The following is a 24,032-nucleotide window of genomic DNA, read 5'->3' on the forward strand; positions in this document are numbered from 1 at the left end:
CCAGGAACCGACAATGAGCCACTCCGCAACCGACCGCGTCCGCGAAGCCCTGCTTGAGACGTCCCGGAACTTCGCGGCCTTCGCCGAGCAGGCCGACCGGATCGAGGCCGCCGCCGGGCTGATGATCGACGGGCTGAGGAGCGGTGGCAAGGTGCTGTTCTGCGGCAACGGCGGGTCGGCCGCCGATTCCCAGCACCTCGCGGCGGAGCTGACCGGACGGTATCTCCGGGACCGCGCTCCTCTGGCGGCGGTGGCCCTGACGGTGGACACCTCCGCCCTGACGGCCATCGCCAACGACTATTCCTACGACGAGGTGTTCGCCCGGCAGGTCCGTGGCCTGGGCCGGGCCGGCGACGTTCTGGTCGGCATCTCGACCAGCGGGAACAGCCGCAACGTCGTCGCCGCCCTGGAGGCCGCCCGCACGCTCGGCATGCGCACCGTCGGCTTGACCGGCGGCGCCGGCGGGCGGATGAAGGAGCTGTGCGACGTCTGCCTGTGCGTCCCGTCCACCGACACCCCGCGCATCCAGGAAATGCACATCGCCGCCGGCCACATGCTGTGCGAACTGGTCGAGAACGCCTTCGTCTGACGACGGGGCGGTCTCAGCCGCCCAGCCGCTCCGCCACCGCGTCGGCGATGGCGAGGCAGGAGGTCAGCCCAGGCGATTCCATGCCGAACAGGTTGACCAGTCCCGCCACGCCGTGCGTCTCCAGTCCCTGGATCAGGAAATCGGCCTGCGGCTGGCCGGGGCCGCTCAGTTTCGGGCGGACGCCGGAATAGGCCGGAACCAGGGCGCCGTCGGGCAGGTCCGGCCAATAGCGCCGTACCTCGCCGTAAAAGCCGTCGGCCCGCTTCGGGTCCACCCGGTAGTCGGGACAGTCGTAGTCGGCAGGGTCCAGCCACTCGACGTCCGGGCCGAAGCGGGCCTGCCCGGCCAGATCCAATGTCAGGTGAACGCCCAACCCACCCTCCACCGGCACTGGATAGACCAGCCGCGCGAAGGGTGAGCGCCCCTGCCCCAGCGCGTAGTAACTGCCCTTGGCCAGCACCCGCGGCGGCACATGTTCCGCCGGGAAGCCCTCCAGATTGCGGGCCACGCTCCAGGCGCCCAATCCGGCGGCGTTGACCAGCGTGCCGCAGGCGATGCGCATCGGCTCCGCGCCGCCGACCTCCAACTCGAAACCGTCCGCGGCGCGGTGGGCACGCTCCAGAGGGCTGAGGAAAGCCAGCATGGCGCCCACCGCCTCGGCGTCGCCCCGCAGGGCCAGCATCAGACCGTGGCTGTCGATGATGCCGGTGGATGGCGACAGCAACGCGCCCACGCAGCGCAGGCTGGGCTCCAACGCCGTGGCCTCGGACGCGGAGAGCGCGACGAGGTCGCCCACCCCATTGGCGGCGGCCTGGGCGCGGATGGCCTCCAGCCGGGGCAGCTGGGCCTCCTCGGTGGCGACGATCAGTTTGCCGATGCGCTTGTGCTCCACCCCCTGCGCCGCGCAATAGGCATACAGCGCGTCCCGCCCGGCCACGCACAGGCGCGCGCGCAGGCTCCCCGTGGGGTAGTGGATGCCCGCGTGGATAACCTCGGAGTTGCGCGAACTGGTGCCGGTGCCGATGGCGTCCGCCGCCTCCAGAACCACCACCTCCCGCCCGGCACGGGCCAACCGCCGGGCCACCGCCAGCCCGATCACCCCGGCCCCGACCACCACGCAGTCCACCCGCTCCATCGTTTCTCTCCGGTCCTTCCAAAGGGCTGATCCCAAGGATGAGTCAGAGGCAACAAGGCCGCAAAAGCGGCCGCCCACGCAAGAGGGACGCGCGAGAGGAATGGGGGGCGGCATCGCCGGACGGACCACTCCCCTTCGGCCCGTCGCCCCGGAAGAGACGCTCAGACGGGCAAAGCCCGTCCAGTAAAGATCATCCACCGGATTCAATCATCCGGCCGCATTACAACTCACAATTCGATAAGCATCCACATGATGAAGCAAATTTTTAACCCCAACACCCTTTCGCAAACATGAGCCAATTTTGTTGATAACTCATTAGACTTTATTGAAGAAACGCCGTTCGTCCCTGAATTGAAGAGCTGTTTTTACGAACAGTCCTCTTTTATTCAAAGGCGGCAGCCATGAGCACACCGGATTACGTTTTTTCTGTATCCGAAATCGCCGGAAGCGGACGTATTGAAATCGATTCATTGCTCGCTGGGTACAAATGGGGCGAAGGGAGCAAACCGGGAGAAGGAATTTCCCTGACCTATTCTTTCGGTGTCGCCGGCCTGTCGGCCTATCGGGATGGCTATCTGACGCCGGACCCGGGAAGCGTCTGGACCTTGTCCGGCACGGCGCAGGCGGCGATCCGCCAAGCGCTCGGCACCTGGACGGCAGTCGCAAACATCACCTGCACCGAGGTCGCCGACAACGCCCTGTCCTGCGGCGACCTCCGTTTCGGAGGCAGCAACGCCCCGGCAACCGCCTACACGGTCCTGCCAGTGGCGGATATTCCGGAAGCGGGCGACGTGTGGTTCGGCCCCCTCTTCGCCGACCCGGCCCTGTCCTGGGCGTCCGGTTCCTACACCTACCAAACCATCGTTCATGAGATTGGGCACGCCTTCGGCCTGAAGCACCTGCACGAGGAGTACGGGGCCTTCCCGATCGCCCCCACCGGCATCGACAGCCAGCTCTACAGCACGATGAGCTACCGGTCCTACCCCGGAGCGCCTCCGGGGATGGGCTACTGGCAGGATCGCTTCCCGACCACCCCCATGGTCGATGACATCGCGGCCATCCAGTATCTGTATGGCGCCAACATGTCGACCAACGCCGGGGACACCGTCTATTCCTGGCAGCCCGGCCAGGCGATCTTCGAAACCGTCTGGGACGGCGGCGGCAACGACACCATAAGCTGGGCCAACCAGACCACCGATGCCCGGATCGACCTGCGCCCCGGCTCCTACAGCGACCTGGGACCGGCTTGGCGGGCCGGCTTCTACATGGAATCCCGGACGCTGGGCATCGCCTACGACTGCTGGATCGAGAACGCCATCGGCGGCTCGGGGAACGACATCCTGATCGGCAACGAACGGGACAACGCCCTGTACGGCGGGGCCGGCGACGACACGCTGATCGGTGGGACTGGCAACAACCTGCTGGACGGCGGTGACGGGGTCGACACGGCGGTGTTCGAAGGGGCACCCGCGTCCTACACCATCCGCCACAGCGGGGCGGGCGAGGTGACGGTGGACGGCCCGCAGGGCACGAACACGCTGCGCAGCATCGAACATCTCTCCTTCGGCGACATGACCCTGGCGCTGAGCCGGGACGCCACCCCCGGCACGGTGGCCAGAACCTTCTTCGGGGTGGCCAACAGCACATCGGGACGGCAGATCCTCCAGGAGGCCTCGACCTACTCCGGGCCGGTCCAGACCCTGCAATGGCAGCTGATCGGCAGCGACGACGGCGAGGCGATCGTCGGCGGAAACGGAAACGACTTCATCAACAGCCAGGGCGGCATGGACGCCATCGACGGCGGGGCCGGCGACGACGTGCTGGACGGAGGCACGGGGTCCAACTTCCTGACCGGCGGCGCCGGCCACGACACCTTCTTCCTGGACGCCCGCTCGGGCGAACCGCTCTGGTCCACCGTGACCGACCTGGAGGCGGGGGAGATCGTCACCGTCTGGGGCTGGCAGCCCGGGCAATCGGCCATCACCTGGGCGGAGATGGGCGGGGCCGGCGGCTTCACGGGCGCCACGGCCCACATCGATCTCAACGGCGACGGCCACACCGACGCCAGCCTGACGCTGAGCGGCAAGTCCGTGGGGTCTCTGACGGCGATGCCCGGCACGGTGAACGGGACCGACTATCTGGCGGTCTGGTTGGGCTCCTGACCGGTTGCCGATGCCGGTTACCGATGATTGACGCCCGCCGATGGAACTCCATCGGCGGGCTTCGTCGCGGGTGACATTTCGAGGGCCCTGACAGCGGACGCCGCTGGTCACACGCCAATCACTTGTGTTCCGACCGGGGCTGCGGCTATAGATCCGCGTCCCCCATTCAGCCTACGCCCCCTCGGCGGATTCGGCTGGATTTTATTTTGTTTCTTGGAAAGGATGGGGTAACACTCCATCCACCGAACCAATTGGCGAGAACAGCCATGAAAGCAGTCATTCTGGCAGGTGGTTTGGGTACTCGACTTAGTGAAGAAACGGACATTCGCCCGAAGCCACTCGTTGAGGTGGGCGGAAAGCCCATTTTGTGGCACATTATGAAGATATATTCTTCTTTCGGTGTTAATGACTTTATCGTGTGCCTTGGCTACAAAGGCTACACAATCAAAGAATACTTCTCGAATTACTTCCTCCACATGTCGGATGTGACCTTCGACATGAGCGAGAACCGCATGGAGGTTCATCAAAAGACGGCCGAGCCCTGGCGCGTCACTTTGGTGGACACCGGCGAAAAGACGATGACCGGCGGGCGCATCAAGCGGGTCGCCAATTACCTCGGCGACGACGAGCCGTTCTGCCTGACCTATGGCGACGGGGTCGCCGACGTCGACATCGGGGCGACGATCGAGCTGCACCGCAAGCACGGCCTTCAGGCCACCATGACGGTGGTCAAGCCCCCCGGGCGCTTCGGCGCCGTGGAAATCCAGGACGGCCGCATCCGCTCCTTCGAGGAGAAGCCGGACGGCGACGGAAGCTGGATCAACGGCGGCTTCTTCGTTCTGTCCAAGAAGGTCGTCGGCCTGATCGAAGGTGACGGCACGGTCTGGGAACAGGCGCCGCTGATCCAGCTTGCCGAAATGGGCCAGCTCGCCGCGTACCACCACGGCGGCTTTTGGCAGTGCATGGACACGCTGCGCGACAAGCACCTGCTGGAAGGGCTGTGGGCATCCGGCCAAGCACCCTGGCGGCTGTGGAAGTGACCCGGACCATGACCGCCTCCTTCTGGAACGGCAAGCGGGTGTTCGTGACCGGGCATACCGGTTTCAAGGGAAGCTGGCTGTCGCTCTGGTTGTCCAGCCTGGGGGCCCGGGTGCGGGGCTACGCCCTGGCGCCGGACACCCCGAGCCTGTTCACCCTGGCCGCCATCGACCGGGAAGTGGACAGCCTGATCGCGGACGTCCGCGACGCCGACGGCCTGCGCCGGGCGGTGGGCGAGTTCCGTCCCGACATCGTCTTTCATTTGGCGGCGCAGCCTCTGGTGCGCCTGTCCTACGAAGACCCGCTGGGCACTTACGCGACCAACGTCATGGGCACGGGCAACCTGCTGGAGGCGGTGCGCGCCTGCGACAGCGTCCGCGCCGTCGTGGTCGTGACGTCCGACAAGTGCTACGAGAACCGCGAGTGGCTGTGGGGCTACCGCGAGGACGAGGCGATGGGCGGCTACGATCCCTACAGCAGCAGCAAGGGCTGTGCGGAGATCCTGGCCGCGGCGTGGCGGCGTTCCTATTTTGCGACCCCGGCCCACCCCGACCGGGGCTGCCGGCTGGCGACGGCCCGTGCCGGCAACGTCATCGGCGGCGGCGACTGGAGCCGGGACCGTCTGGTTCCCGACGTGCTGAAGGCCTTTGAACGGCGCGAAGCGGTGTCCATCCGCTTTCCGAACGCTATCCGCCCCTGGCAGCACGTCCTGGAATCGCTGAGCGGTTACCAGCTTCTGGCCGAACGCCTGTTCACCGACGGGGTCGCCTTCGCCGAAGGCTGGAACTTCGGCCCCGACGCGGACAGCGAGCGGACCGTCGCCGACATCGTCGGACGGCTGTGCGCCCTGTGGGGCGACGGCGCGTCCTGGGCGCTGGACGACGGCGCCCAGCCGCACGAGGCGCATCTGCTCAAGCTCGATTCCGCGAAGGCGCGCGCCCGCCTGGGCTGGACCCCGCGCTGGACGATCGAGGATGCGCTGACCGCCATCATCGCCTGGCAGCGGGGTTGCCTGGACGGCCGGAACGTCCGCGACACCACCCTGGCGCAGATCGCCAGCTATCAGGCCGGCGAGCGCCCGCAGCCTTATGAAGCCCTAGCAATGGAACAGCCGGTATGAGTGCCACCACGCCGACCGCCGTGAACGACGCCACTTCGGGAACCACTGCCGAAGACCTGCGCCGGCAGATACTGGATCTGGTCGCGCAGTATGCCGAGCTGGCCCACGCTCCCCAGCCGTTCGATCCCGGCACCTCCGCCGTGCCCGTGTCCGGCAAGGTCTATGGCGCCGAAGAGATGCGCCTTCTGGTCGATTCCTCACTGGATTTCTGGCTGACCACCGGCCGCTTCAACGACGCCTTCGAAAAGCGCCTGGCCGAGTTGGTCGGGGCCAAGCACGCGCTCACCACCAATTCCGGTTCCTCCGCCAACCTCCTGGCGCTTTCGGCCCTGTGCTCGCCGCTGCTCAAGGAGCGGGCCCTGCGGCCCGGCGACGAGGTCATCACCGTCGCCACCGGCTTCCCGACCACCGTCAACCCGGCGCTCCAGTACGGGCTGGTGCCGGTGTTCGTGGATGTGGACATCCCGACCTACAACATCCTGCCCGACCGCATCGAGGCGGCCGTGTCGGACCGCACCCGCGCCATCATGGTCGCCCACACGCTGGGCAACCCCTTCGACCTCGGCGAAGTGATGCGGGTGGCGGAAAAGCACAATCTCTGGGTGGTCGAGGACTGCTGCGACGCCCTGGGCGCCCGTTACGACGGGAAGCCGGTCGGCACCTTCGGCTCCATCGGCACCCTCAGCTTCTACCCGGCCCACCACATCACCATGGGCGAGGGCGGCGCGGTCTTCACCGACCGGGCGCTGCTGCGCCGCATCCTGGAATCCATGCGCGACTGGGGCCGCGACTGCTGGTGCCCGCCGGGCAAGGACAACACCTGCAACAAGCGGTTCAATTGGAAGCTGGGCGACCTGCCGTTCGGCTACGACCACAAGTATACGTATAGCCACGCAGGCTACAACCTGAAGATCACGGACATGCAGGCCGCGGTCGGGCTGGCGCAGATGGACCGGCTGGACGACTTCATCGCCGCGCGCCGGCGCAACTTCGACCGTCTGAAGGCCGGGCTGGCCGATCTGGCGGAGTTCCTGATCCTGCCGGAGGCCACCCCGAACAGCGAGCCGTCCTGGTTCGGCTTCACCATCACGCTGCGGGAAGGCACGCCCTTCAGCCGCGACGATCTGGTCAAGCACCTGAACAACGAGTGCAGGATCGCCACCCGCCTGCTGTTCGGCGGCAACCTGCTGCGCCAGCCCTACATGAAGGACCGCACCTACCGCGTGGTCGGGGACCTGACCAACGCCGACATCGTGACCGAGCGGACCTTCTGGCTGGGCGTCTTCCCCGGCCTGACCGACGCCCACATCGATTACATGGTGGAGTGCGTCCGGAACTTCGTGCGCAAGCACTGAGCCGGTATCACCACGACGGCTCCAGGAGAAGGCTGCGCTTCCGGACGGCGCAGCCTTCCCCCGGTTGAAAACGAAGGGATGTTTCAAAGATGAAACGCACGCCGGAATTTCGGCTTGCGATGCATGGCGCAAAACCTATGACATATTGACGAGGCGGTTCGGATTATCATTTGCGCGGCGATGCTGCCGCTGGTATATCCCGATGGTTTCGGAAAACTTGGTTTGTTCTTCCATTTCGCAAGAGCCGCAGCGTGATCACAGCGATTATCAACGATGATCTGGACCGTATCATCGCGGCGGATCTGCCATGGGACCGCCTGTCCGGCAAGACCATCCTGGTGACCGGCGCCGCGGGCGTGCTGCCCGCCTATATGGTCGAAACCCTGCTGCGGCTGAACGACCGCCGGCGTCTCGCCGAACCCCTGACGGTTCTGGGCATGGTGCGCGACCTGCCGCGCGCCCGCGCGCGCTTCGCCCATCATGGCGAGCGGTCCGATCTGGTTCTGGTGCAGCACGACGTCACCCAGCCCTTCGCCTGGGACGGCGCGCTGGACGTGATCGTCCACGCCGCCAGTCAGGCCAGCCCGAAATACTATTCGGTCGATCCTGTGGGCACGCTCGCCGCCAACACGGTGGGCACGCACAACCTGCTCCAGCTTGCGCGGACCCGGCCTCTTGACGCCTTCCTGTTCTTCAGCAGCAGCGAAGTCTACGGTCAGGTCGGCCACGACATGATCCCGACCCGCGAGGATCAGTTCGGCCTGGTGGACCCAGCGACGGTGCGCGCCTGCTACGCCGAAAGCAAGCGGCTGGGCGAGACCATGTGCGTGGCCTGGTCCCATCAGCACGGGGTGCCGACCCGCATCGTGCGGCCGTTCCACACCTATGGTCCGGGCATGCGGCTGGACGACGGACGCGTTTTCGCCGACTTCGTGTCCGACATCCTGGCCAGCCGCGACATCATCATCAAGAGCGACGGGCTGGCCACGCGCAGCTTCTGCTACATCGCCGACGCCACCGCCGGCTTCTTCACGGTCCTGCTGAAGGGCGAGACGGCGGTGCCCTACAACGTCGGCAACGACCGGGCGGAGATCAGTATCCGCGGGCTGGCCGAAGCCCTGGTGGACGAATTCCGGGAACGCGGCGTCGCGCTGATCATGGACCCGGAGAAGCGGGCGGCCACCTATGTGGCGAGCCAGGTGCCGCGCAACTGCCCCGACATCGGCCGGATGCGCGCCCTGGGCTGGGAACCCGGTGTCGGCATCGCCGAAGGGTTCCGCCGCACCGTGACCAGTTTCGAGCAGGAAGAGGCTGCCCGACCGCGTGCGTAACCGCGCAAGCCCTCATCCGGCAGGCTCCCCAATGGAAAGCCATTCATGACCGTCGTGACCCGTTCCTCGCCCGTCCGACCGGACCCCGCCGCCATCCGGCGCCGCATCGTCGGCCTGTCGCATCAGGCGCGCTCGGCCCATCTGGGGTCGTCGCTGTCCTGCGTGGAAATCCTGAACGCCGTCCTGGCCGTGTCCGACATCCGGCCGGAAACGGCGTCCGTCCTGGAACGCGACCGGATGCTGCTGTCCAAGGGGCACGCGGCCATGGCCTGCTATTCGGTGCTGGAAGCCTGGGGGCTGATCGACACCGTACATCTCGACCGTTACCTGAAGGACGACACGGCGCTGTGGGGGCACGTCACCCGCACCGACGCTATCCCGGCGATCGACGCCAGCACCGGCTCGCTGGGGCACGGGCTGGGGCTCGCCACCGGCTTCGCCTTGGGCGCCCGGCTGCGGCGGTGGCCGAAGGCGCGGGCCTTCTGCATCATGTCCGACGGCGAATGCGACGAGGGTTCGGTGTGGGAGGCGGCTCTGTTCGCCGGCCACCACCGGCTGGGCGGCCTGACCGCCGTGGTGGACTACAACAAGATCCAGAGCCTGGAACGCTGCGCCGACGTGATGGATCTAGAGCCTTTCGCCGACAAGTGGCGCGCCTTCCGCTGGGACGTGGTGGAGGTGGACGGCCATGACGAGGACGCCCTGATCGCCGCCCTGACGCCGCGCGGCGACCAGCCGCGGGCGATCATCGCCCACACGGTCAAGGGCAAGGGCCTGCCGCGCATCGAGAACACGGTCGCGTCCCACTATCATCCGGCGACGGCGGACGACGTCGCCCTGTTCGGAGGCTGACCCGCTATGCGCAATCGCATCGTCGACCTGGTCGAGCAGAGCGCCGCCGCCGACCCGAACACCCTGTTCATGACCGGCGACCTGGGCTTCTCCGTCATCGAGAAGATCCAGGCCCGGCTGGGCGAGCGCTTCATCAACGCCGGCGTGGCCGAAGCCAACATGGCCACCATGGCGGGCTCCCTCGCCATGCTGGGCTTCCGGGTGTACATCTACTCCATCGCGCCCTTCGTGACGCTGCGCTGCGTCGAGCAGCTCCGCAACGACGTCTGCTACCAGGGCGGCAACGTGCGCGTGATCGGGATCGGCGCCGGCCTGTCCTACGGCACGCTGGGGCCGTCTCACCATTCGCTGGAGGACGCGGCGCTGCTGGGCAGCCTGCCGCGCATGCGCGTGGTCAGCCCCGGCGGGCCGGGCGAGCTGGACGCGGTCTTCCGCGCGCTGGAGCCGGTGGACGAGCCCATCTATTTCCGCATCGGGCGGGAAAGCGGCATCCCGGTGGAGCCGCCGGCCCTGACGGTGGACGACCCCGCCTGGATCGTGCGGGACGGCGCCGACGCCACGGTGCTGGCCTGCGGAGCGGTCCTGGGCAAGGCGCTCGACGCCGCGGAGCGGCTGAAGGCCGCGGGCGGCCCGGACGTGCGCGTGGTCAGCGTGCCGGTCATCAAGCCCTTCCCCACCGCCTGCGTGGACCGTCTGCTGGCTGACGGCCCGGTGGTCACGGTGATGGAGGCCTATCCGGGCAACCCGCTGGAGGTCGGCGCCATGGAACTGCTGCTCGCCCGCGGCACCCGGCACGGCTTCCGCGCCGTCAACGTGGCCCACAGCTTCCCCAAGGTGGTCGCCAGCCACGACGTCCTGCGCGACCGTGCCGGCGTCAGCACCGCCGCCGTCGAGGATGCGCTGCGCGCGCTCACCTCCACCCGCCAGCCCTTCCCCGCCTGACCGGCCCCTCCCAAGGGATCGCAGATACCATGAGGACCATCGCCCCATGAGGACCATCGCCGACGTCCGGGCCGACTTCACCGCCGGCCGCATCCCCCGGGAAACCTTCTGGCAGGAGATGGGGGAGCATCACCTGGCGCTCCGCCAGTACCACGGTCTTCTGGAAGGGTCCGAGATCGCCCGCCTGGAGATCACGGCGGAGGCGCTGCACGCGGTCACCCAGGACGGGCTGAAGTTCGTCTGGGACCCGGAGGACTACCGCTGCGCGCCCACCGTCTCGGTGAACTACCGGGCCTATGAACCGGCCGAAAGCGCCTGCCTGCTGGCCGGCTGCCGGAATTCGAAGGTGGTGTTCGACATCGGCGCCAACATCGGCTGGTACGCGGTCCACTTCATCGACCTCCTGCGCGGCCGCGGCGGAGCGCTGCACGCCTTCGAGCCGGTGCCCCGCACCTTCGCCAAGCTGTCGGCGAACGTGGCGCTGAACGGCATGCAGGACATGGTCCGCCTGAACAACTGCGGCCTGGGCAACAAGCCGGACACGCTGGTCATGTATGTGCCGCCGCTGTCCGACGCGGCGTCGCTGCGCAACCTGCATCCGGAGCAGGACTGCACCAAGGTTGAAGTCGCCATCGACGTGCTCGACGCCTATTGCCGGCGCAACGGCGTCTCCGAAATCGACATGATCAAGTGCGACGTGGAAGGGGCCGAGCTGTTCGTCGTTCAGGGCGGCATGGACATCATCGCCGCCAGCCGTCCGCTGATCTTCCTGGAGCTGCTGCGCAAGTGGTCGGCGCCGTTCGGCTACCACCCGAACGAGGTGATCCGCCTGCTGGCCGGCGTCGGCTACGAATGCTGGATGCTGGAGGGCGGCAAGCTCGTCCAGCTTCGCGAGATGACCGACGATACCGTCCAGACCAACTTCTTCTTCGTGCAACCGGACAAGCACGCCTGGTTCCTGAACCACCAGGGGGCTTGAGCCACCGGCGAGCCGGGGCGGCGCCTTCCGGGCGCCGCTCACGCTTCGGTTCGACCGTCCTGCATCCCTCGCATTCCTGTATTTGGTGTGTTCGACCATGGAAACCATGAACCTTGATGACGCCCTGGAATCCGCCTTCGCTCTGCGCGACCAGCGGCGGCTGCAAGAGGCTCATGACCGCTTTTCCGAGATCCTGGACAGGGATTCGGGCCGGACAATCGCCGAAATCAACCGAGAGCTGTTGCTCTCCGAAATCTTCGTCGAAAAGGCTCTCCAGGCCGGACGTCCCTGCGCGCCCCGGAAGACGACCAATCTCCTGAGCATCGGCGTCCCTGTCTTCGATCGGCATGCCGAAGTGCGGCAGCTTATTTGCGAGCTTTGTTATCAGATCAGCGGACTTCAGGAATTCATCGACGTTTATATTCACGACAATTCACGAAACCCGAACAACGAGGATCTGGTAAGGGAACTCGGCCCGATTTTCCCTTTTCTTAAGTACAAAAGGCATCACAACAATGTCGGTCCGGATCTGAACATAGTTTCCCTTTATCTTGAGGGGAACAGCGAGTTTCAATGGATCATTGGGGATGACGATCTTTTGATGCCCGGCTCCATTTCTTATGTAATGGACACTATCAAGACGTACCGGAATGATAAGGTAAGCAACATCTATCTGAATCCTATCAACATAGATTTCCCGGTCCGCACCGTCAAAGCCCAACGCCTGCACCACCCGCCTTCCGAGGAAGAAAGATTTCTTCTGAACGGTGACGAGTCCGTGCATGTCATTGGCTTCGAATATCTTCGCGTCAGCAGCCAAATCGTCAGGCGCAAGCCTCTCAGCCTTCAGGCCCAGCGTTTTGCTTTGGGATACTTCATCTCGCCGTTGGCGATCTCATTGAATGCGGCCTGTGACGGAAAGTCATGCTATGTAAACCGTCCGATCATGGCCTATCGTGACGGCGACAAATCCGCCTGGGACCGGTACGCGCTTGAGGTATATTACTACTCGGCGCCCCGCCTGTTCGGAAATATGGCTTGGTCCGGCCAGATGGATGCCAAGGCCCTCGACATTCTGGCAACCAACAACCCCGCGATTTTCGCCAACTGGCGCAACAAGGTCGATGCCATTGTGCAGTCGAAGGCCCTTCAGGGCGAAAAGCGGTCTGCTGTTCTGGAGGCCGTCCTGGAAGCCACTCTCTCCAAAGAGGCCGGGACAAACGCCAAAACATCCATCGATATCCTCAAATATCGCGATGCATTTCGCCCAGAGTCTCGTAACGTTCCTCAACATGATTATTTCAAACTCTCGGACGATGCTCTCTTCATGAACCCGACATGGGGGCATGAAGAGATCGCCTGCCGCTTCCACGGCATTCCGACTTATGGCACATCCCGGTTGTCCTGCGGTCTGGCCCTCAAGGCAGAGGCGGCTCATGCCGTCGATTTCATCGTTCGCTGGAGAGAGAGCGATGGTGACGGCGCCTTCAAGGAATCGCAATTCCGCCTGGAGCCCGGCGCCGCGACTGATGCGGTAACGGACATTGCGACAGATTCCATTTACATCGACTTGGAATTCAGCGTGACAATGGCGCCCGGTGCTCCGAACAATTATAATGCATGGTGCACGTTTCAGCCCATCACCCTATCCTGTTTTCTTGAAGAAACGGAAAAGCCGCGCGAAGAGCGCGAAGGCATTTGCGTTGGCGAAAGTCCATCGAATCCGGTCCCGGGCGATTCTTCGGGTTATTTCATCCAGACCTGTCATGGGACGTTCCTGTCCATCGGTCCCAATGGAGAAATAATGCAGTCGAAATCCGTCAATGGACACTCCTCTGCAAGAGCCATAACACACAATGATCTTCCTCATGTCGCAATAGACAGCGAGGTTCTTCTCAACGAGTGCACGATCAATCACGGACCGCTCCATGGGTACAAGGTATCGGTACATAAATCCGGGAAGGAATTTAGCCTTTCCAAGAATGGAAATTTCTTGTGCGCCGAGGCCGACCAATCAGCAGTGACGAGAAACCGGGAAAATGCCGGCCTCTGGGAAACCTTCCAGCTTATCGAAAGGAAGCCAACCAGCCATCTGCCCCTCTGATATCCATCAGGAAGCACGCTGGGTACGGAAATCGCGAATTGAATGTAGGAGGCTCCCGCGTCATATGGCGCGATCACTCCCCCCATTCAACGATTCTTCTTGAAATGCTTTACAAGCATATGTCCGGAAGGCGCAGGCTAGGCGTGACGAGCTTTGGGATTGTGCTGTGCAATAGATATTGCTTGACAGCATCAGGAACGAATCTTCTAAAAGATGCACCAAAAAAGGGGATTTAGGCGGAAGAAATATTTCAGGCCCGTAATTGATGCCCCCTTTGGAGCATTGCGAGTTCATGCGTCGAAACAGGGTTGCGCTGATGAAGCATACGCCATAAGCCTTCGCTCCTGCCAGAACACGGCAGGCAAAGGGTGCCAATCGTCGTTAATTTATCCTTAATAGAAGTTACAGTATCCCATCCGAACCCATTAAGTTTTCGTCCGTGAAAGCACGATCGTCGGCAACATGAGCAAGGAAGCGAAAGGGTTGAAAATGACAGCCGTCTCTCCGGCGAGGATCATCACTCCGGTTATCCTGTCAGGGGGATCGGGAAGCCGCCTGTGGCCTCTGTCGCGCTCGTCCTACCCGAAACAGTTCCTGCCTTTGGCCGGCCAGTTGACCATGATCCAGGAGACGGCCAAGCGCGTCTCCGGCGAGCGGTTCGCCGCTCCCTTCATCATCTGCAACGAGGAACACCGCTTCATCGTGGCGGAGCAGCTCCGCTCCACGTCGGTGGAACCGGCGGACATCATCCTCGAACCGGTCGCGCGCAACACCGCCCCCGCAGTGTGCCTCGCCGCGCTGCGCATCCTCGAGGAGACGCCGGACGGCGGGCTGATGCTGGTGATGCCGTCGGACCACGTCATCACCGCCCCGGAACGCTTCCTGGAAGCGGTCGGCAAGGCGGCGTCCGCCGCCGCCGCTGGAGCGCTCGTCACCTTCGGCATCACGCCGTCCCAGCCGGAAACCGGCTATGGCTACATCAAGGCGGGCACGCCCCTCGGCGTCCATGACGGCGTCCATGCGGTCGAGCGCTTCGTCGAGAAGCCGGACCAGGCGACCGCCGAATCCTATCTGACCAATGGTTCCTATCTGTGGAACAGCGGCATCTTCCTGCTCTCCGCCGCCGCCTACCTCACCGAGCTTGAGCGGTTCAATCCGGCGATCGTCGACGCCTGCCGGCGCGCCCTGGCGGCGTCGCGGCGCGACCTCACCTTCCTGCGCGTCGGGGCAGAGGCTTTCGCCGCCTCGCCGTCCGACTCCATCGACTACGCCGTCATGGAAAAGACCGGCCACGCCGCCGTCGTGCCGGTCGACATGGGCTGGAGCGACGTCGGTGCTTGGTCGGCCCTGTGGGACATCGCCGAGAAGGACGGCCAAGGCAACGCCACCAAGGGCGACGTCGTCCTAAGCGACGCGCGCAACGTCTACGCCCGCTCCGAGGACGGCCTTCTCGTCGCGGTCGTCGGTGTGGAGAACGTCGTGGTCGTCGCGACCGACGACGCCGTGCTGGTGGCCGAACGGGACCGCGCCCAGGAGGTGAAGCAGGTGGTCGAGCGCCTGAAGGCCGACCGCCGCAACGAGCACGCCCTGCACACGACCGTTCACCGCCCCTGGGGCTGCTACCGCGGCGTCGACCGCGGCGACCGTTTCCAGGTGAAGCGGATCACCGTCAAGCCGGGCGAGAAGCTCTCCTTGCAGATGCATTACCACCGCGCCGAGCACTGGATCGTCGTCGAAGGCACGGCGCTGGTAACCCGCGGCGAGGAGAAGGTGTTCGTCTACGAGAATCAGTCCGTCTACATCCCGATGGGCACGGTGCACCGGCTGGAAAATCCCGGAAAGGTGCCTCTGCACTTGATCGAGGTGCAGTCCGGCGGTTATCTGGGCGAAGACGACATCGTGCGGCTCGACGACAGCTACGCACGCGCTTGACGACGTCCGTCGTCTCTTGGGGCAGGCAGCCAGACTGCCAGGAAACTTTGAACCGGTAGGAGAATTGAGTTGAGCAAGGTTGCCCTGATCACGGGAGCCACGGGCCAGGACGGCGCCTATTTGGCCGAGCTTCTGCTTGCGAAAGGTTACGAGGTCCACGGCACGAAGCGCCGCTCGTCTTCGTTCAACACCGGCCGCATCGACCACCTGTACAAGGACCTGCACGAGCCGAACGTGTCGTTCCGGCTGCATTACAGCGACCTGACCGACGCCACCAACCTGATCCGTCTCGTCCAGGAGATCCAGCCGGACGAGATCTACAATCTGGCGGCCCAGAGCCACGTACAGGTCAGCTTCGAGACGCCCGAATACACGGCCAACGCCGACGGCATCGGCACGCTGCGCCTGCTCGAAGCGATCCGCATCCTGAAGATGGAGGAGAAGGTCCGCTTCTATCAGGCCTCGACGTCGGAGCTGTACGGCAAGGTGCAGGAGACGCCGCAGTCGGAGACGACCCCCTTCTACCCGCGCAGCCCTTACGCGGCGGCCAAGCTGTACGCCTACTGGATCACGGTGAACTACCGTGAAGCCTACGGCATGCACGCCTCCAACGGCATCCTGTTCAACCACGAGAGCCCGATCCGCGGCGAGACCTTCGTCACCCGCAAGATCACCCGCGCCGTGGCGGCCATCGACCTCGGCCGGCAGGACAAGCTGTTCCTCGGCAACCTCGACGCCAAGCGCGACTGGGGTCACGCCCGCGACTATGTCGAAGGCATGTGGCGCATCCTGCAGCAGACGCAGGCCGACGACTATGTGCTCGCCACCGGCGAGACCCACTCCGTCCGCGAGTTCGTCGAGCTGGCCTTCGGCCATGTCGGCCGCAAGATCGAGTGGACCGGCGAAGGCGTGAACGAGAAGGGTGTGGACGCGCGCGACGGCCGGGTGCTGGTCGAGATCGATCCCCGCTACTTCCGCCCGACCGAGGTCGACCTGCTGCTGGGCAACCCGGCCAAGGCCAAGGAAAAGCTCGGCTGGACGGCCACGACCTCCTTCCCGGATCTGGTCCGCGAGATGGTCACCGCCGACGTCGAGTTGCTGAAGGGCGAGCAGCAGCGGTACGGCCGCTCCGACTAAGGCCGTATCCGCCAGGATCACCGTCCTCTTCCGGTGGCCACGGCCACCGGAAGGCGCGCGTCCCTCTTTGCGTTCCGTCTGCGCGCGTTTGATCGTGCAAGCCCGTTTCCCTGCGAGGTTCGATATGAGCAAGGTTGCATTGATCCTGGGAGTGGGCGGCCAGGACGGGGCCTATCTGACCAAGCTTCTGCTTGCAAAGGGATACGAGATCCACGGCACGTCCCGGGACGATCAGGTTCGGGCGTTCGACAGCCTGCAGTCCCTCGGCATCCGTGACCAGATCCGGACCCACTCCCTTTCCCTGAACGATTTCCGCAGCGTGTTCCGGGTTCTTAGGAAGGTGCGGCCGGACGAAATCTACAATCTCGCCGGGCAGTCGTCGGTCGGCCTCTCCTTCGACCAGCCGGTCGAGACGTTCGAGAGCATCGCCGTCGGCACGCTGAACATCCTTGAATGCCTCAAGATGCTCGAGCATCCCGCGAAGCTTTTCAACGCGGGGTCTAGCGAATGCTTCGGCAACACGCCCGAGCCTGCCAACGAGTCGACACCCTTCCACCCACGCAGCCCTTATGCGGCGGCTAAGGCGGCGTCCTTCTGGACCGTCGCCAACTACCGCGAAGCATACAACCTCCATGCCTGCTCGGGCATTCTGTTCAATCATGAGTCCCCGCTACGCCCGCAGCGTTTCGTGACCCGGAAAATCGTTTCCACCGCCGTCCGCATCGCCAACGGCCAGCAGCGGGAGCGCTTGCGTCTCGGCAACATCTCCATCCACCGCGATTGGGGATGGGCACCGGAATATGTCGACGCCATGTGGCGCGTGCTGCAACACGAGACGCCGGAAGACTTCGTCATTGCGACCGGCCATTCCGCGTCTCTGAAAGAGTTCGTCGCGGAGGTGTTCCGCGCCGTCGGTCTCGATTGGAGCAAGCATGTGGATGTCGATTCTGGTCTGTTCCGTCCTTCGGAAATCGACCGGAGCGTCGGAAACCCGGACAAGGCACGCACCCTTCTGAACTGGAAGGCAAGCATGACCATGCCAGACATCGCCACGGCCCTGGTGTCCAGCGAGTTGGCCCGCGTCAGCGCCGTTCAACCGGCATAACACGGTAAGCTTCCTGCCCTCAGAGCGGACCGCCATGAACGCCAGAGAGCAGAAACGGCCCGCCACACCGGAAATGCCGCCTGCAAAAGCCGCCGCACGCGGGAGTTACGCTTGCCCTGCCGAATCCACCAGACTATATTGCCATTGGTAGTATGCTATTTTTCCTATGAATGGGAGTTGAGCCATGCTTGGAAGCGAACAGATTTCCGGCGCTGATCAGAGCAGGAACGGCTTTCTTCTAAGCAATATTTATTCAAGGCCAGACATCCATCCGGCGTTCTTGCTGCCGGTAAGCGGCGAAGACGTATCTTTCATATTCGACAAGGACTTCTTTGACAGGTTCCCAGGGCTCAACATTTATGAGTCGTTCGTTATCCAACAGTCATTCTCGGCGGATGCCCAGACCCAACTTATCTTTCCATACGAAACCGATTTTTCCGAACAATCCAATGTTCACATCGCCCGCTTCTCGAAAGCGGTGACGTTTCTGCTTTTTGCGCTACGCCGTTACGCAAAGAACACCATTTCGCAATTTGATCTGACACAGCGCCTCGGCGTCGCGCCGGGAAACACATTCGAGTGGGTCTTTCAGGTCGGCGATATGTCCGACAACATCCCGCACAGCATCGCCTACCAGCGCCGGAAAGGTTTTCAGAACATTTGCCTTTTCCCGGATGAATACTTCATGACAAGCCTCGCCTACGCAGCCTTCCGGGACGAAGTGCGCAGCGTTCATGTTCCATGGAAAGAGCGCAAGCCGCAGGCGTTCTGGCGGGGGAGTTCCACTGGCCTCTTGAATCTGACGATGGCCGACCTCCCAAGATTGCCCCGCTACCAGCTCTGCGCCGTCTCCTGCGCTCATCCGGATCTGCTGGACGCCGGCATCACCGATGTCGTCCAAGCCTTGACGCACAATGATCATAAGGAAATCCATGAATCTCTGATTGAGCAGGGTCTGTTCAAAGGATATGTCCCGCAGTCCGGGATGATACAATACAAGTATCTTGTGGATATCGATGGCAATGCCAACTCCTGGGGGCTTTTCAATAAGTTCCTCATGGGGAGCTGCGTTCTTAAAGTCTCGTCCGATTGGGAAGAGTGGTACTATCAGGACATGCAGCCATGGATTCACTATGTCCCGGTGTCCGCCGACATGACCGATCTGGCCGAAAAAGTCGTCTGGTGTCAGGAGAACGACAGCAAAGCAGAGCGGATCGCAAAAAACGGTATGGAATTTGCGGCACAGATGACGATCGATACCGAAACCCGGAAGATAGTTAATGGAATGTTCAAGTCCCAAAATGAGGGTTCTTTCTGAACCTATGTTTAGACATACAACTTAGTAAGGTCACGCGTGGGCAGTGACAATTTCTTTCCGCAGCTAGTCGGCATACAGTTCACATTGATAACGCCATTGACAATAAAAAGTTATATGAAATACAATACAAATTGCCAGTGCCTTCCTGCCTAATTTTATGCTGAATCGGTAAAAGGACTCCACCGCGATGACCAGCCACGTTGACGGCTTTATGGAAAAGGCCGACCTTCAGTGCGAAGGGTATGTCGATAAAGTTTCCGATGGCGTCATGATTGGCTGGGCTCGCGCACTCAACTCGAATGAGCCGCTCCCGATCTCTGTTTACAGCAACGACACCCTGATTGCTTCGGGAATGGCGGACCAATATCGCGAGGATCTGGAGCGGGCTGGCAAAGGAAATGGCCGTTATGCCTTCACTATTTCCATTCCGCGATCCACACCGCTCGAAGGATTGAAGGTTGAGGTCACCGGGGTTGGCCAAATTCCTTTCAGTTTTGCCTTGCGCGCAGCATTGGACAGCACCATGAGTCTACCGATTGCTTCCTTGGTCCAGGAAACCTCTAAGTCGGATGCTCCATTCGTTCATGAGCAAACCGTTTGGATTGATATTTCTGATTTTCTTTTCTACCTAAGGCATCACAAGACTGTTTCTGGCATTCAGCGTGTCCAATGTGAAATTATCCGCTCCATTCTAAGCAACAAGTGGCACCGTTATAAGTTCTGTGTCACGACCCCAGAGTGCGTTCGTTACTATCAGGTTCCAAACAACGCTTTGGATACCCTGCTTGCGCGTCTTGACGTCAACGCCTTGGTTCCTGAAGCCGAGTGGGTTTCCTACGTCACGATGATCGCCGACGTTGCACGCTTGCCGCCCGCGGAGATCGTAAGCGGGAGCATGCTGTTCGTCCTCGGCGCTTTCTGGGTTTTCCCGGAGATTCCTTATCTTCTGACCGCCCTGCGCAGCAAGGGTGTCCGTATCGGGGTCTATATCTACGATCTGATCCCGCTTTATTATCCGGAATACTGCGACATCAATCTGATCAAGAATTTTATCCAGACATTTTCTCTGGTCGCTCAGCTTTCGGATCTCATCCTCACCATCTCGCGTCATACTGCCAACGAGGTGGAACAATACTACCACCTGACCAAGCAAGGCGCGAAGACGATCCGCCCGGTTCTTCTCGCCCACGAACTGCGCAACAGCGGTTCCGCAGACAGTGGCCCGTCCAACGCGGCCAACACGTTGCGCGTCATCGAATCGATCGACGGCCCCTACGTTCTGTGCGTCTGTACGATCGAAGTCCGGAAGAACCACCTCTATCTGTTCCGCATCTGGCGCGAACTGTTGAAGAAGCATGGGAGGAGCGCCATTCCCAAGCTGGTTCTGGTCGGGCGCCGCGGTTGGCGGGTGGATGATCTGTTCGCCCAGCTCGAGGCGACCCGCTATCTAGACGGCCACATCAAGATTATGTCCGGCCTCGACAATTCAGAACTTGAGGCGCTCTACAAGCACTGCATGTTCACCGTCTTCCCAAGCTACAACGAAGGCTGGGGACTGCCGGTCGGCGAAAGCCTCGTATACGGCAAGTTGTGCGTTGCGTCGCGCGCCACCTCCATCCCCGAAGTCGGCAACCAGTTCTCGATCTACATCGATCCTGACAACGTCAGCGATGGCCTGCAGACGATCGAGCGGATCATCTTCAACCGGGAACTTCGTGAAGAGGTGGAATCCACGATCCGCTCGCAGTTTGTTCCGCGCTCCTGGAACGAGGTGTCGGCGACGTTCGTCCAAGAAATCCAAAGCTATCTCGAGGCTGCCGGCACCGCGACGGCGCTTCTGCCGCCCGGTCGCCTGCGCTGTGGCGAGATCGTGATCATGAAGCGCGTCGGCGATCTGTGCAGCACCGAGGACGTGGTGCGGCAGAATCCGGAGAACTGCCTGATTTGCACGCAAGGATGGTATCCACCGGAATCCTGGGGCATTTGGGGCCAGGGCAAATCCAACCAGATCGCTTTTGTTCTTGAGCCTGGCAAAGCGCCTGTACCCGAGCGGGTGCGCGTCTACCTCAAGCTCACCTTGCCGCCCTGGATCAGGAACACCACCCTGCGCATTTCCAATGATCACGGAGAATCCGAAGAATACAACTTCAGCGATAAGTCGAACTATCTGTTCAGCTTCGATTGCACGCCTGTGCGTGTCGCCGGCAAGCCGCCTTACGTCCAATTGACCCTGACGCTCGATCGCGATTTCCAACCCAATCCGCCGGAGGTCCGTCATCTGGGCATCGGCATCCAGGCGATCATCGCCGTCGATGCAAGCGATCCTCTTCAGCGCCTCGACGCTCTTGAGAAGCTGATCGCCGCAACCGTCTTCAACTGAGGCGCTGTCCCGGACGAGCCGGCGCCGCCGGCTTCGACCGGCGGCGTGGTGAATGGATGCGATGACCGACACGCCCAACGCCCTGCGCCGCCACGTCCGGCAGGTCTGGCCATCCTATTTCGACGCTTCGATCTGGTTCACCTTCCTGCTGCGCAGCGACGTGCGCGGCGACGCGGGCCTGGACGACGAAGAGGCCCGGAAGCGTTTTCTCATCTGGTTCTTCTGCTTCGGGCGGAAGCAGTATCTGTGCGGCACGGTGACCGAGGAACAGCGCCGGGTCTTCTGGGAGTCTGTTCCCTTTCCGCAGGCTCCCGGTTCCTGGACGGTTCCGCGCATTCTGGCCTATGTCTTGGATGTCCGCAGCGACGTCGTCCAGGCGATGCGGGCGACCGAGGACGGGGGGCTGAACAGGGCTCTGGCCTGGCTGCTCCTCCACGGGCTGAAGGAATTCGGCCTCTACGACGTCCTGACCGACGGCGTGCGGGACTGGCTGGACAGCCCGGCCGCCCAGGACGACCGCAGCGACCTGCCGCTGACCAATCTGGCCATGCTGGTCTGGTCCTTCCGGACCGATCTGCACGCCGCCCACGAACTGTCGACCGTCGCAGGATGCCGCCGTTTCACGGCCTGGATCTACACCGCCGGGCTTCGCGAGGAGACGTTGTGGCCCCTCCTGTCCAAGAGCAGGGCCGAGGCCATCGAAGGGCGGATGATCCTGTGCGGGGGCCAGCCGCTTTCCTGGCACGCCCAGCTCTGCTGGCTGGCCGGCGTTCCGGGGGTGCCGCCCGAAGCCCCCGCAAGCGCGGATGCCGCCGCCGCCCTGTGCGCATGGTACGGCGCCGAGCGTCCTTCCTTCTTCACCGGGCGGGTTCTCCCGGCCTCCCCCGGACGCCCGGCCGCGTGGCGGGTTCCTTCCCCCACGGCGCGGGGCTGCAACCTCGTCGGCTATGCCTATGGTGAGCTCGGGGTCGGCGAGGATGTGCGGATGATGGCCGCCTCACTTCTGGCGAACGCGGTCCCCTTCTCGATCACGGACTGCTCGGATGGGCTCCAGTCCCGCAGGAACGACCACAGCGTCGCCGGTCATGTCACTGGGGATCTGCGGCACGGCGCGACCGTGTTCTGCTTCACCGGATTCGATTCGGTCCGCTTCTTCCTGGAAAAGGGGAGCGAGGCGATGCAGGGCCGGTACGCCATCGGCTATTGGCCCTGGGAACTGCCCCGTTGGCCGGAAGCGTGGCGCGCCGCCTTCGGTCTAGTCGACGAGATCTGGGTGTCCTCACGCTTCACGCAGGAAGCCTTCTGCCTCGCCGCTCCCATACCGGTCGTCCACATGCCGATGGCCGTGGAACTTCCGCAGGCCGCACCGTTGACCCGCCGGGATTTCGGCCTGCCGGACAACGCCTGCCTCTTCCTGTACGTCTTCGACGCCCACTCCTACCTCGACCGCAAGAACCCGATGGCGGCGGTCCAGGCCTTCCGCCGCGCCTTCCCGCGGGGAGACGAGCCCGCCGGGCTGGTTCTGAAGGTGATGAACGCGGGCGCGGACAATCCGCAGTGGCAGGAGGTCCTCCGGCACAGCGCACCCGATCCCCGGATACGGGTGGTTTCGGGCACGCTAGACAAGCCGCAGTCCCTGGCGCTCGTGCGGCTCTGCGACGTCTACCTGTCCCTGCACCGTTCGGAAGGCTTCGGCAGGACCATCGCAGAAGCGATGCTGCTGGAACGCCCCATCATCGCGACCGCTTGGTCCGGCAGCGACGAACTGGTCCGGACCGACACGGCCATTCCGATCCCGGCAACCCCGATCGCCGTCGAACCCGGCCAGTACCCGTGGGGCGAGGGCATGCATTGGGCCGAGCCCGACCTGGACCAGGCCGCCTGGAGCATGCGTCTGCTCGCCGGGGACGGCGCTCTCCGGGCCAGACTCGGCGCCGCGGGACGCGACTTCGTGCGTCGCCATCACAACGCGCAGGTGGTCGGACGGCGCTACCGCGAACGGCTGGCCGCTCTGGACCTGTTGTAAACAGGCCCGCCGCGAACTCCAGCGAATCCTCCAGCCGGCTCGCCTTCTTCAGGCGCAGAAGCGGCTTTTGAAATAGTGGATGGTGCGCTCCAGCCCGTCGCGCAGGGGGATGGTGGGCTCCCAGTCGAGCAGGGCCTTGGCCTTGGTGATGTCGGGCCGGCGCTGCTTGGGGTCGTCCTGGGGCAGCGGGCGGTGCTCGATGACGGAGCGCGAGCCGGTCAGAGCGACGACCAGCTCGGCCAGCTCCAGCATGGTGAATTCGCCGGGGTTGCCGATGTTGACCGGACCGGTGACCTCCGGAGCGGAGTCCATCAGCCGGATCATGCCCTCGATCAGGTCGTCGACGTAGCAGAAGGAGCGGGTCTGCAAGCCTTCGCCGTAGATCGTGATCGGCTCGCCCTTGAGCGCCTGCATGATGAAGTTCGACACGACGCGGCCGTCGTTGGGGTGCATGCGCGGACCATAGGTGTTGAAGATGCGCATCACCTTGATCGGCAGGCTGTGCTGGCGGTGATAGTCGAAGAACA

The 24,032-nt window shown here is 63.4% G+C and carries 18 protein-coding genes; 16 read left to right on the forward strand and 2 right to left on the reverse strand.

The window, feature by feature from the left end:
• The first annotated feature begins 13 nt into the window (after positions 1 to 13).
• On the forward strand, positions 14 to 589 hold the full coding sequence (gene gmhA, locus JJL56_RS28585; RefSeq protein WP_200487191.1) for a D-sedoheptulose 7-phosphate isomerase: 576 nt from the start codon (positions 14 to 16) through the stop codon (positions 587 to 589).
• A 13-nt stretch (positions 590 to 602) separates the two neighbouring features.
• Here gmhA and JJL56_RS28590 read toward each other — a convergent pair whose 3' ends face one another.
• A complete protein-coding gene (locus JJL56_RS28590; RefSeq protein ID WP_200487192.1) occupies positions 603 to 1,724 on the reverse strand; it encodes an NAD(P)/FAD-dependent oxidoreductase in 1,122 nt (373 codons plus the stop codon).
• 605 nt (positions 1,725 to 2,329) lie between these two features.
• Between JJL56_RS28590 and JJL56_RS28595 the strand changes: the two genes are divergently transcribed.
• From JJL56_RS28595 to JJL56_RS28665, 15 genes are all read left to right on the forward strand, one after another.
• A complete protein-coding gene (locus tag JJL56_RS28595) occupies positions 2,330 to 3,886 on the forward strand; it encodes a M10 family metallopeptidase (protein ID WP_247891309.1) in 1,557 nt (518 codons plus the stop codon).
• A 266-nt stretch (positions 3,887 to 4,152) separates the two neighbouring features.
• Positions 4,153 to 4,926, forward strand: a complete 774-nt coding sequence (rfbF, locus tag JJL56_RS28600) for a glucose-1-phosphate cytidylyltransferase (RefSeq protein ID WP_200487194.1) — start codon at positions 4,153 to 4,155, stop codon at positions 4,924 to 4,926.
• An 8-nt stretch (positions 4,927 to 4,934) separates the two neighbouring features.
• Positions 4,935 to 6,044: a CDP-glucose 4,6-dehydratase gene (gene rfbG / locus JJL56_RS28605; protein WP_200487195.1), complete on the forward strand. Its 1,110-nt coding sequence runs from the start codon at positions 4,935 to 4,937 to the stop codon at positions 6,042 to 6,044.
• On the forward strand, positions 6,041 to 7,399 hold the full coding sequence (gene rfbH, locus JJL56_RS28610) for a lipopolysaccharide biosynthesis protein RfbH (protein ID WP_200487196.1): 1,359 nt from the start codon (positions 6,041 to 6,043) through the stop codon (positions 7,397 to 7,399). Before rfbG ends, rfbH begins: the two co-directional genes overlap by 4 nt.
• Before the next feature lie 251 nt (positions 7,400 to 7,650).
• Positions 7,651 to 8,730, forward strand: a complete 1,080-nt coding sequence (locus tag JJL56_RS28615; protein ID WP_200487197.1) for an NAD-dependent epimerase/dehydratase family protein — start codon at positions 7,651 to 7,653, stop codon at positions 8,728 to 8,730.
• A 45-nt stretch (positions 8,731 to 8,775) separates the two neighbouring features.
• Entirely contained in the window at positions 8,776 to 9,582 is an 807-nt protein-coding gene (locus JJL56_RS28620; RefSeq protein WP_200487198.1) for a transketolase, read from the forward strand.
• Positions 9,583 to 9,588: 6 nt separating this feature from the next.
• Entirely contained in the window at positions 9,589 to 10,524 is a 936-nt protein-coding gene (locus tag JJL56_RS28625) for a transketolase family protein (protein WP_200487200.1), read from the forward strand.
• Positions 10,525 to 10,570: 46 nt separating this feature from the next.
• Positions 10,571 to 11,503 carry an FkbM family methyltransferase gene (locus JJL56_RS28630; protein ID WP_200487202.1) on the forward strand — a complete coding sequence of 311 codons (933 nt, stop codon included), beginning with the start codon at positions 10,571 to 10,573 and terminating at the stop codon, positions 11,501 to 11,503.
• A 97-nt stretch (positions 11,504 to 11,600) separates the two neighbouring features.
• Positions 11,601 to 13,607 (forward strand): glycosyltransferase, encoded by a 2,007-nt coding sequence (locus JJL56_RS28635; RefSeq protein WP_200487204.1) that lies wholly within the window; start codon positions 11,601 to 11,603, stop codon positions 13,605 to 13,607.
• A 489-nt stretch (positions 13,608 to 14,096) separates the two neighbouring features.
• The gene (locus JJL56_RS28640; protein ID WP_200487206.1) at positions 14,097 to 15,539 is read left to right on the forward strand and encodes a mannose-1-phosphate guanylyltransferase/mannose-6-phosphate isomerase; all 1,443 of its coding nucleotides are present in this window, start codon (positions 14,097 to 14,099) and stop codon (positions 15,537 to 15,539) included.
• A 69-nt stretch (positions 15,540 to 15,608) separates the two neighbouring features.
• Positions 15,609 to 16,676 carry a GDP-mannose 4,6-dehydratase gene (gene gmd / locus JJL56_RS28645; RefSeq protein WP_200487207.1) on the forward strand — a complete coding sequence of 356 codons (1,068 nt, stop codon included), beginning with the start codon at positions 15,609 to 15,611 and terminating at the stop codon, positions 16,674 to 16,676.
• Positions 16,677 to 16,800: 124 nt separating this feature from the next.
• Positions 16,801 to 17,781: a GDP-mannose 4,6-dehydratase gene (locus tag JJL56_RS28650; protein ID WP_200487209.1), complete on the forward strand. Its 981-nt coding sequence runs from the start codon at positions 16,801 to 16,803 to the stop codon at positions 17,779 to 17,781.
• Positions 17,782 to 17,965: 184 nt separating this feature from the next.
• Complete coding sequence (locus tag JJL56_RS28655) at positions 17,966 to 19,099, forward strand: glycosyl transferase family 90 (protein WP_200487210.1); 1,134 nt, start codon at positions 17,966 to 17,968, stop codon at positions 19,097 to 19,099.
• Positions 19,100 to 19,286: 187 nt separating this feature from the next.
• Positions 19,287 to 21,479 (forward strand): glycosyltransferase family 4 protein, encoded by a 2,193-nt coding sequence (locus JJL56_RS28660; protein WP_200487212.1) that lies wholly within the window; start codon positions 19,287 to 19,289, stop codon positions 21,477 to 21,479.
• Between the two features lie 61 nt (positions 21,480 to 21,540).
• Positions 21,541 to 23,505, forward strand: a complete 1,965-nt coding sequence (locus tag JJL56_RS28665; RefSeq protein WP_200487214.1) for a glycosyltransferase family 4 protein — start codon at positions 21,541 to 21,543, stop codon at positions 23,503 to 23,505.
• A gap of 48 nt (positions 23,506 to 23,553) precedes the next feature.
• Here the strand turns inward: JJL56_RS28665 and JJL56_RS28670 are convergent.
• A partial coding sequence (locus JJL56_RS28670; RefSeq protein WP_200487215.1) for an NAD-dependent epimerase/dehydratase family protein occupies positions 23,554 to 24,032 on the reverse strand: 479 nt, incomplete at its 5' end.

The sequence above is a fragment of the Azospirillum aestuarii genome (genome assembly GCF_016632405.1).
Taxonomy (GTDB): Bacteria; Pseudomonadota; Alphaproteobacteria; order Azospirillales; family Azospirillaceae; genus Azospirillum; species Azospirillum aestuarii.